Consider the following 9,811-nt stretch of genomic DNA (forward strand, 5'->3'; position numbering starts at 1 on the left):
GACCCGGTCGAGGCCGAGCACCGCCGGCTGCTGGCGGCGGAGGGCCGGTTCTTCGACGTCGACACCCACACCCCGTCGCTGGAGGGCACCACCACCGTGCGTGGCGAGCTGGACCTGGCCGACGCCCTCGACCTCGACCACGCCCTCAGCGTCGCTGCCCAGGAGCTCGCTGACCTCGGCTGCGCCGAGACGCTGGACGTGCGCCGGGCGATGGCCGCCGGGGCCCTGGCCCGCGGCGACCTCACCCTCCCCATGGAGGCCGGCACCGCGCCGGTGAAGCCGGCGCGCAAGCCGCGGCAGCTGGTCGTCTACACCCACCTGTCCGAGGACGCGTTGGCCGGGGTGGAGAACACCCGCTCCCACGTGCTCGTCGGCCAGGTCGAGGGCTGGTGCACCACCGCCACCGGCCCCGTCAGCCTCCGCCCGGTCGTCGACCTGAGCGAACACATCGAGGTGCCCGGCTACACGCCCTCACCCCGCCTGCGCGAACAGGTGATCCTCACCCATCCGACGTGCGTGTTCCCGGGCTGCACCCGCCCATCGCGAGGTTGCGATCTGGATCATGTGATCCCCTGGGACCAGGGCGGCCCGACCTGCTCGTGCAATCTCGTGCCGGCCTGCAGATTCCATCATCGCTCGAAAACGCACGGCGGCTGGCGCCTCGAACGGGTCGGGCACCGGCTGTTCACCTGGACCAGCCCGATGGGCCGCGTCTATACGCGACATAGGTGAGGTCCTCACCCCGCCGGCCACGGCCGGCGGGGTCCCAGTGATGCGCGGGGGACGGGTGATCGATGATCTCGACCACCGGAGCGGGCCTGCAGTCGGAATCCCGGGTCTACGACGGTGGCCACAAGCGCGTCGACCACCGCCGACCGTCACGACCGTGACCGCGGTGACCACCTCGCGGACGACCACGTCCCGTCTTCCAACCACCTCGAGCCGAATCAGCCCGCAGGCCGCAGAGACCTCGCCGTCCTGCCAGGCTGTGGGTCTCGACGAGACTCGCGGCCTCAGGCCTCGATGACGACGGGGATGATCATCGGGCGGCGGCGGTGGGTGCCGCTGACCCAGCGGCCCACGACCCGGCGCACGGTCTGCTGGAGCTGGTAGGAGTCGGTGTTGCCCTCCGCGACCGCCCGGTCGAGGGCGTCGATGATCGGCTGCTTGAGCTCGTCGAAGTTCGACCCGTCCAAGGCGTTCCCGCGTGCATGGATCTCGGGGCCGCCGGCCACCTTGCCGCTGACCGAGTCGACCACCACGATCACCGAGATGAAGCCTTCCTCACCGAGGATCCGGCGATCCTTCAGGTCGGACTCGGTGATGTCTCCGACCGACGAGCCGTCGACGAACACATAGCCGCAGTCGACCTTCCCCGCGATCGAGGCGACGCCGTCGACGAGGTCGACGACCACGCCGTCCTCGGCGACCACGACGTTCTCCACGCCGGTGTCGCGGGCGAGCTGGGCGTTGGCGAGCATGTGCCGGATCTCGCCGTGGACCGGCAGCACGTTGCGCGGCCGCACGATGTTGTAGCAGTAGAGCAGCTCGCCGGCGCTGGCGTGGCCCGAGACGTGCACCTGCGCGTTGCCCTTGTGGACCACGCGGGCGCCCCAGCGGGCCAGGCCGTTGATCACCCGGTAGACGGCGTTCTCGTTGCCGGGGATCAGGCTCGAGGCGAGCAGCACGGTGTCGCCCTCCTCGATGTGCACGAAGTTGTGGTTGCGCTGGGCGATGCGCGACAGCGCGCTCATCGGCTCGCCCTGCGACCCGGTCGAGATCAGCACCTGGCGCTCCGGCGGCAGGTCGGCGAGGTCCTTGGTGTCGACCAGGACGCTCGGCGGCACCTTGAGGTAGCCCAGGTCGCGGGCGATGCCCATGTTGCGCACCATCGAGCGCCCGACGTACGCGACCTGGCGCTCGTGGGCGTACGCCGCGTCCAGGACCTGCTGCACGCGGTGCACGTGGGAGGCGAAGCAGGCGACGATGATGCGCTGCTGGGACTCGCGGAACACCTGGTCGATGACCGGGGTGATCGACTTCTCGGTGGGCGTGAAGCCGGGCGTCTCGGCGTTGGTCGAGTCGGTGAGGAAGAGGTCGACGCCCTCCTCGCCGAGCCGTGCGAACGCCCGCAGGTCGGTGATCCGGCCATCCAGCGGCAGCTGGTCCATCTTGAAGTCGCCGGTGTGGAGCACCATCCCGGCACCGGTGCGGATGGCGACCGCGAGCGCGTCCGGGATCGAGTGGTTGACCGCCACGAACTCCAGGTCGAACGGCCCGAACCGCACCCGGTCCCCCGCGACGACGACGTGGTGGACGGTCTCCTTGAGCCGGTGCTCGCGCAGCTTGCTGCCGAGCAGCGCGAGCGTCAGCTCCGAGCCGACCAGCGGGATGTCGCCGCGCTCGCGCAGGAGGTACGGCGTCGCGCCGATGTGGTCCTCGTGACCGTGGGTGAGCACGAGCGCCTCGACGGTGTCGAGGCGGTCACGGATCGAGGACCAGTCCGGGAGGATCAGGTCGACGCCGGGGTGGTGGTCCTCGGGGAACAGCACGCCGCAGTCGACGAGCAGCAACCGCCCGTCGTACTCGAAGGCCGTCATGTTCCTGCCGACCTCGCCCAGTCCACCGAGCGGGATGACCCGCAGGCCCCCTGTCGGCAGTGCGTCCGGTGCGGAGAGCTCGGGATGGGGGTGACTCATCAAACTCCTTACAGGAGGCCGGAGGCGGCGAGCCCTGCTCGCAACGCGGCCACCTCGTCGTCGTCCAGCGGCACCAGCGGCGCCCGGACGTTGCGGTTGTCGAGGACGCCGAGCAGCTGGAGGGCTGCCTTGGCGGTGGTCGCTCCGTAGTTGGGGACGCCCATCACGGCGTCGATCGCGGGGAGCAGCCGCGTGAAGATCTCCAGGGCTCCGGCGTGGTCGCCGGCGAGGAAGGCGTCCGCCATCGCCTTGAACTGGTCACCGGCCGCGTGGCCGACCACCGAGACGAAGCCGGAGGCACCGTGCGCGAGCCAGCCGAGGTTGCTGGCGTCGTCGCCGGAGTAGAGCGCGTAGCCCATCTGCATGAGCTTGACGCCGCGAACGTAGTCGCCGACCGCGTCCTTGACCGCGACCACGTTCTCGAGCCGCATCGCGGCCTCGTAGGTCGGCAGCGCGATCTGGGTGCCGGTGCGGCCGGGCACGTCGTAGAGCATCACCGGCACGTCGCTGGCCTCGGCGACCGCCGTGAAGTGGTGCAGCACCCCGGCCTGGCCGGGCTTGTTGTAGTACGGCGTGACCAGCAGCAGGCCGTCGGCACCGAGCTTGGCGGCCTGCTCGGCCAGCTCGACCGAGTGGGCGGTGGAGTTGGTGCCGACGCCCGCGACGACGACCGCACGGTCCCCGACCGCGTCCCGAACGGCCGAGAGGATCGCGCCGTCCTCGGCGGTGGTGGTCGTCGGTGACTCCCCGGTGGTGCCGGAGACCACGACACCGTCGTGGCCGTGGTCGACGAGGTGCGCCGCGATCCGGGCGGTGCCCTCGAGGTCGACGGACCCGTCGTCGTGGAAGGCGGTGGCCATCGCCGTGAGCACACGACCGAAGGGGGCGGCGGGCGCGGAGGTCATGCACCCCAGGCTATCGCTCCCGGGGCGCGCCGCCGGACAGGTGGCGCCGGTCAGGTGGCGTCGGCGAGTGTGCTGCGCAGCGCGTAGTACGCCGGCTTGCGCTCGAAGTCCTCGGTCATGATCGTCGCCGCGCCCTCGTCCGGGAAGAACACCGGCACCCACGAGTACTTGTCCGTGAACCCCCAGACCGTGAAGGAACGGCAGGTGTCCACGGCCAGGCAGCCCTCGAGCATGCGTTGGTAGTAGTCGGCCTGCTGCGCCAGCTGCGCGGGGGTCGGCTCCGCGCCGTCGGGGAGGTCCATCCGGACGTCGACCTCGGTGACGGCCGTCTGCAGGCCGAGGTCGGCGAACCGCTGCAGGTTCGTCGCGAGGTCGTCGGGGAACCCGTAGCGGGTGCTGAGGTGGCCCTGGACGGAGAAGCCGTCGACCGGGACGCCCTCGTCGAGCAGGTCGGAGATCAGCGCGAGGTAGGCGTCGCTCTTGGCGTTGACGCCCTCGACGCCGTAGTCGTTGAAGAACAGCTGGGCGTGGGGGTCGGCCCGGTGCGCCCAGCGGAACGCGTCCGCGATGATGCCGGGGCCGAGCTCGCGCAGCCACAGGTTGTCGGTGGTGCGCAACCGTCCGCTGTCGTCGAACACCTCGTTGGCGACGTCCCACTGGTCGATCCGGCCCCGGTAGCGGCCGACGACCGTGGCGATGTGGTCGCGCAGGATCCCGCGCAGCTCGGCGGCGGTGAAGTCGCCCTCGGTGAGCCAGGCCGGGTTCTGGTTGTGCCACAGCAGGGTGTGACCGCGGACCACCTGGTGGTGCTGGCGGGCGAAGCGCACGATGTCGTCGGCCGGTCCGAAGCGGTACCGGTCGTGCTCGGGGTGGATGAACTCCCACTTCATCTGGTTCTCGGGCGAGAGCGAGCTGAACTCCTTGCCGAGCAGGTGCCGGTAGACCCGGTCGTTCGGGAACGGGTCCGGGTAGGGCTGGTCCACGTGGTGGCCGCCGCCGGCGACCGCGCTCCCGATCACGAAGCCCGGCGGTGCCGCGTGGCGCAGGGTCTTCGCATGGTGCCCCGGTCCGCCCCGATCGGCGTCCGCGGCGTGGACCGGGGCGCCGACGAGTGCGGCCGCCGCGGCCGCGGCGGCGAGGACGGACGTGAGCGTGCGCAGTGCAGTCATCGAGACTCCCGAGAATCGCGTGGCGTGAGGACCGTCACGCTAGGAAGCGGCGTTGGCCGGGTCAATGAGTTCGCGTTGTCGAAAACGTTTCGATAACGCAGGGCCTCGCCGCCCGGCGGGGACCGCGAGCGGGTCCTTCGGTCCCCGGTGACCGAGGTCTTTGTTCCCTGTGCCCACCCGCGGGGCCCCCGGCAGGCTGAGTGCCATGTCGGTCCTCGTGGCTTTCGCCAGCAGGTACGGCGCGACGCGCCAGATCGCCCAACAGATCGGGGCCGTCCTCTCGGTCGCCGGGCACGACGTCCGGGTCCGGCCGACCACGGCGGTCGGCGACCTGCGCGACCACGAGGCCGTCGTGCTGGGCAGCTCGATCTACCGCGGCCACTGGATGGAGCAGGCGACGACGTTCGCCCAGGAGCACCAGGCCGAGCTCGCGCAGCGCCCGGTCTGGCTGTTCAGCAGCGGGCTCCTCGGCCCCGAGCAGCCGGCCACCGACCTCGACCGGTTCGCGGCCCTCCTCGGGGCGCGCGACCGACAGCTCTTCGCGGGCGCCCTCGAGGTGCGCCGGCTGGACCTGGTCGACCGGGCCCTGCGGCTGTCCCCGACCCGGCGCCACGCCCTGCGGCCCGGCGACTACCGCGACTGGGTCGACATCGACCATTGGGCCCACCAGATCGCGGCGCAGCTGTCCTCCTCCGCCCACGCGTGAGCGGCCCGCGGTTCAGATCTGCGGCATGACCTCCGCGGCCACCAGCCGCAGGTGGTCGAGGTCCGCGAGGTCGAGGACCTGCAGGTAGATCCGCTGCGCGCCGAGCGCGGCGTAGCGGCCGATCTTGTCGACGACCTCGGCGGGGGTCCCGGCGAGGCCGTTGGTGCGCAGCTCCGCCGGCTCGCGGCCGATGGCCGCCGCTCGCCGCGCGACCTCGGCCTCGTCGGCGCCCACGCACAGCACGAGCGCGTTGGAGAGCGTGAGCGACTCCGGGTCGCGCTGCTGCGCGGCGCAGGCCTCCCGGACCCGCGCGAACTGGGCCGCGGTCGTCTCCTCGTCGACGAACGGCAGGTTGAACTCGTCGGCGTACGTCGCCGCCAGCCGCGGTGTGCGCCGCTTGCCGAGGCCGCCGATCAGCACCGGGGGCTTGGCCTGGACCGGCTTCGGCAGCGCCGGGGAGTCGGCCAGCCGGTAGTGCTCGCCGTCGAACCCGAACCGCTCCCCCGCCGCCGTCGCCCAGAGGCCGGTGATGATCGCGAGCTGCTCCTCGAACCGGTCGAAGCGCTCGGCGGTGCCCGGGAACGGGATGCCGTACGCCGTGTGCTCGTCCTCGAACCACCCCGCCCCGATGCCGAGCTCGACCCGCCCGCCGCTCATCTGGTCCACGTTGGCGACGGTGATCGCCAGCGGTCCGGGCAGCCGGAACGTCGCACTGGTCATCATGGTGCCGAGCCGGATCGTGCTCGTCTCGCGGGCGAGTCCGGCGAGCGTCACCCAGGCGTCGCTCGGGCCGGGCCGGCCCTCGGTGCCCATGCCGAGGTAGTGGTCGGAGCGGAAGAACGCCCCGAAGCCGAGGCGCTCGGCCTCCTGGGCGACCCGCGCCAGGTCGTCGTAGGTGGCTCCCTGCTGGGGTTCGGTGAAGACGCGCAGCTCCATGGCCCCACCCTGTCAGGTCGGCCCCAGCCGCTGTAACGCCGGGTTACCCGCTCCTCCCACGGTGTTGCAACCGGGTGGGAGGAGGGGTAACACGGCGTTACAGTTCCGCGGGCGGCCGACGCAGATACGTGACCCGGTCGTAGCCCTCGTGGTGCTCCCGGCTGGTCTCGGTCCACTCGGCGCGGTCGAACGCCGGGTAGAACGCGTCCCCGGCGGGCTCGAGGTCGACCTCGCTGATCACCTGCTCGTCGGCGTGGGCCAGCGCGGCGGCGTACACCTGGCCGCCGCCGGCGACCATCACCTCGCCCTCGAGGGTGTCGGCGAGCGCGAGCGCCTCGGTCAGGTCGTGGGCGACCAGGACGCCGTCGGCCGACCAGTCCGGGGAGCGGGTCAGCACGATCGTGGTGCGCCCGGGCAGCGGCCGGCCGATCGAGTCGAAGGTCGTGCGGCCCATCACGAGGGTGTGGCCCCAGGTGAGTCCCTTGAACAGCCGCTGCTCGCCCGGCAGCGACCACGGGATGTCGGGCCCGTCGCCGATCACGCCGTTGCGGGCGACGGCCGCGACCAGCACGACCCGCTTGCCGCCGGGGGTCATACGGCGATCGGCGCCTTGATGCCCGGGTGGGGGTCGTAGCCCTCGACCGCGATGTGCTCGAGGTCGAACGCGTCCAGCGCCGTCACCGACGGGTCGAGCACCAGCCGGGGCAGCGGACGCGGCTCGCGGGTGAGCTGGAGCCGGGCCTGGTCGAGGTGGTTGGTGTACAGATGCGCGTCGCCGAGCGTGTGCACGAAGTCGCCGACCTCCAGGCCGGCGACCTGGGCGACCATGTGGGTGAGCAGGGCGTACGACGCGATGTTGAACGGCACGCCGAGGAACACGTCGGCGGAGCGCTGGTAGAGCTGGCAGCTGAGCCGCCCGCCCGCGACGTAGAACTGGAACATCGTGTGGCACGGCGCCAGGGCCATGTCGGGGATGTCGGCGACGTTCCAGGCCGAGACGACGTGACGCCGCGAGTCGGGGTTGGTGCGGATCTGGTCGACGACCTGGGCGATCTGGTCGACGTGGCGGCCGTCGGGGGTCGGCCAGGACCGCCACTGGTAGCCGTAGACCGGCCCGAGGTCGCCGTGCTCGTCGGCCCACTCGTCCCAGATCGTGATGCCGCGGTCCTGCAGCCACTTCACGTTCGTGTCGCCGCGCAGGAACCACAGCAGCTCGCCGAACACCGAGCGGGTGTGGATCTTCTTCGTGGTGACCAGGGGGAACCCGGCGCTCAGGTCGAAGCGCATCTGGTGGCCGAACACGCTGAGCGTCCCGGTGCCGGTGCGGTCGTCCTTGGGCACGCCCTCGTCGAGGATCCGCTGGAGGAGGTCGAGGTAGGCGCGCACGTCTCGAAGCGTAGTCGTCAGAGGTCCACGGAGCCGGTGATCGTGCTCCGGGTGTCGCCGCCGACCCAGACCTCCGCACCGACGCGCTCGACGTGGACGCGGCCGCGGCGCCCGAGCGCGGTGCCCTGGCTCGCGACGTACGCCGTGGGCAGCCGGCCGCCCGCGAGCCACTGGCCGATCCCGGCGTTGAGGCTGCCGGTCACCGGGTCCTCCGCCATGCCGAAGCCGGGGCAGAACGCGCGCACCTCGATCGCCGCCGGCCCGTCGGCGTACTCCCCCACGACGCCGATGTCGAGGCCTCCGAACGCCGCGAAGTCCGGCTCCAGGGCGAGCACCGCGGCGGCGTCGGCCAGCAGCACCCCGACCCACCCGGGGCCGTTGTCGATCCAGGCCGCGTCGAGCAGGTCCGCGCGGTCGATGCGAAGCGCGGCGGCGATCCGGGCCAGGTCCGCCTCGTCGACCGGCCCGGAGCGGGTCAGCGGCGGGGCGGCGAACGCCAGCCGCTCGGTGCGCCGGATCCGCACCAGCCCGGCGCCGCACTCCTGGACGACCACCCCGTCGGTGACCGGGACACCGCCGGCCTCGAGCCACGCGTGCGCGCTGCCGAGCGTCGGGTGCCCGGCGAAGGGCAGCTCGCCGCCCGGGGTCCAGATCCGCAGCCGGTAGTCGGCGCCCGGCTGCGTGGGCCGGAGCAGGAACGTCGTCTCCGAGAGGTTGGTCCAGCGCGCGAACGCCGCCATCTGCTCGTCGGTCACGTCGTCGGCGTCGTGGACGACCGCGACCGGGTTGCCGAGCAGGGGCTCGCTGGAGAACACGTCGACCTGGCTGAAGCGCATGGCGGGAGTCTGTCAGTGCGCGAGCACCGGGCGCTCCCCCGGCCGGGCCAGCGGCAGCACGTCGTGGCAGACCACCGGGTCGAGGTCGCAGGTGCGCAGCACCACGAGCGGGTCGGGGTTGCCGTCGAGGTCCGGCCCGGCGGCCAGGTCGGCGCGCGGCACGATCAGGTAGCTGACGGTGTGGTTGGGGCCGAACGTCGCGTCCAGCGCCAGCTCGCCCCCGGTCAGGCCGGACCGCTTGGGATCGCCGGACCGTACGGCGTACAGCAGCGGCCGGAACGGCGGGTCGGCACTGCCCGCGGCGCTGAGCACGACGCCCCCGGTCGGCGAGATCCGCGCCCCGACACCTGGCCGCACCACCGAGCTGTTGTAGACGGCCTGCGTCATCTCGATCCCGTCGTCGGTGGCGTAGACGAGGACACCCGCCTTGGCGTCGAGGAGGCCGGTGCGGTCGAGCCGCACCGCGTCCTCGTCCGGACCCCACCGGAACTCGCCGGCCGGTGTCGCGTAGTAGACGTGGGCCTGGTCGACCGCGATGACCGTGCCACCGTCGGGCAGGTCGAGCGTCGCGAAGTCCTTGCCCGACACGAGGTTGTGCAGCACCAGCCGGGGTACGCCGTCGCTCGGGTCCACCCAGGCCACCCAGTCGGTCTGGTCGGAGGCCTCGATCCGCCCGCCGGGGCCGGCGCTGCCGATCTCGGTCACCGTGCCGTCCGCGCCGGCGAAGTAGACCGTGCCGGCCCGGGTCGTGAAGGCAGCGCCGTCGGCGACGGTGGCGAGGTCCGCGACCGGCGGCGTGTCGATCGCGACCCGGGCCAGGTGCAGCCGCCCGCCGGCGTACCAGGCCACGTCGGCAGGGTTGGGCTCGCGCGTCACCGTCCACCGCGACTCCGGCGCGCGCTCGGCCGGGCGGCTGGCCGCCCAGGCGACGCCCGCGACGACGAGCACGCCGGCCACGACCGACACCAGGACGGTCCGGCGGCGACGACGGCGCTGGGACCGGGCCTCGGCGACGACCGCGTCGAACGGTGCGGGCAGCACGTCGATGGACTCCCGGGCGACCCGGAAGACCTCGGCGGCCACCGTCTCGGACATCACCGGGTCATCTCCCCCAGCGCCGCCAGGTCGATGGTCGCGAGCGATCGCGCGACCCGCTCACGGACGACGGCGAGCG

At 72.4% G+C, this 9,811-nt stretch carries 9 protein-coding genes and 1 pseudogene; 2 read left to right on the forward strand and 8 right to left on the reverse strand.

What is annotated here, in order from left to right:
- Positions 1–732: pseudogene (locus VGD85_RS09740) on the forward strand (HNH endonuclease signature motif containing protein); the annotation flags it as partial.
- Between the two features lie 281 nt (positions 733–1,013).
- Here the strand turns inward: VGD85_RS09740 and VGD85_RS09745 are convergent.
- From VGD85_RS09745 to VGD85_RS09755, 3 genes are read right to left on the reverse strand one after another with little or no spacing between them, the layout of a single operon-like run.
- A complete protein-coding gene (locus VGD85_RS09745; protein ID WP_331063258.1) occupies positions 1,014–2,699 on the reverse strand; it encodes a ribonuclease J in 1,686 nt (561 codons plus the stop codon).
- An 8-nt stretch (positions 2,700–2,707) separates the two neighbouring features.
- Positions 2,708–3,604, reverse strand: a complete 897-nt coding sequence (gene dapA, locus VGD85_RS09750) for a 4-hydroxy-tetrahydrodipicolinate synthase (RefSeq protein WP_331063259.1) — start codon at positions 3,602–3,604, stop codon at positions 2,708–2,710.
- A 50-nt stretch (positions 3,605–3,654) separates the two neighbouring features.
- Entirely contained in the window at positions 3,655–4,773 is a 1,119-nt protein-coding gene (locus tag VGD85_RS09755) for an endo-1,4-beta-xylanase (RefSeq protein WP_331063260.1), read from the reverse strand.
- Between the two features lie 205 nt (positions 4,774–4,978).
- On the opposite strand from VGD85_RS09755, the gene VGD85_RS09760 reads away from it, so the two are divergent.
- Positions 4,979–5,479 carry a flavodoxin domain-containing protein gene (locus VGD85_RS09760; protein ID WP_331063261.1) on the forward strand — a complete coding sequence of 167 codons (501 nt, stop codon included), beginning with the start codon at positions 4,979–4,981 and terminating at the stop codon, positions 5,477–5,479.
- A 12-nt stretch (positions 5,480–5,491) separates the two neighbouring features.
- On the opposite strand, the gene VGD85_RS09765 is transcribed toward VGD85_RS09760, so the two are convergent.
- The 5 genes from VGD85_RS09765 to VGD85_RS09785 all read right to left on the reverse strand — a co-directional run bounded on the left by VGD85_RS09765 (position 5,492) and on the right by VGD85_RS09785 (position 9,732).
- Entirely contained in the window at positions 5,492–6,415 is a 924-nt protein-coding gene (locus VGD85_RS09765) for an LLM class F420-dependent oxidoreductase (protein ID WP_331063262.1), read from the reverse strand.
- Between the two features lie 97 nt (positions 6,416–6,512).
- Positions 6,513–7,010, reverse strand: a complete 498-nt coding sequence (locus tag VGD85_RS09770) for a dihydrofolate reductase (RefSeq protein ID WP_331063263.1) — start codon at positions 7,008–7,010, stop codon at positions 6,513–6,515.
- Positions 7,007–7,801, reverse strand: a complete 795-nt coding sequence (locus VGD85_RS09775; protein WP_331063264.1) for a thymidylate synthase — start codon at positions 7,799–7,801, stop codon at positions 7,007–7,009. Before VGD85_RS09775 ends, VGD85_RS09770 begins: the two co-directional genes overlap by 4 nt.
- A gap of 17 nt (positions 7,802–7,818) precedes the next feature.
- Positions 7,819–8,637, reverse strand: a complete 819-nt coding sequence (locus VGD85_RS09780; RefSeq protein ID WP_331063265.1) for a PhzF family phenazine biosynthesis protein — start codon at positions 8,635–8,637, stop codon at positions 7,819–7,821.
- Between the two features lie 12 nt (positions 8,638–8,649).
- Positions 8,650–9,732, reverse strand: coding sequence for a hypothetical protein (locus VGD85_RS09785; RefSeq protein WP_331063266.1), 1,083 nt, complete (start codon positions 9,730–9,732; stop codon positions 8,650–8,652).
- Positions 9,733–9,811: the final 79 nt, after the last annotated feature.

This window comes from Nocardioides sp., from assembly GCF_036401255.1.
GTDB lineage: Bacteria > Actinomycetota > Actinomycetes > Propionibacteriales > Nocardioidaceae > Nocardioides.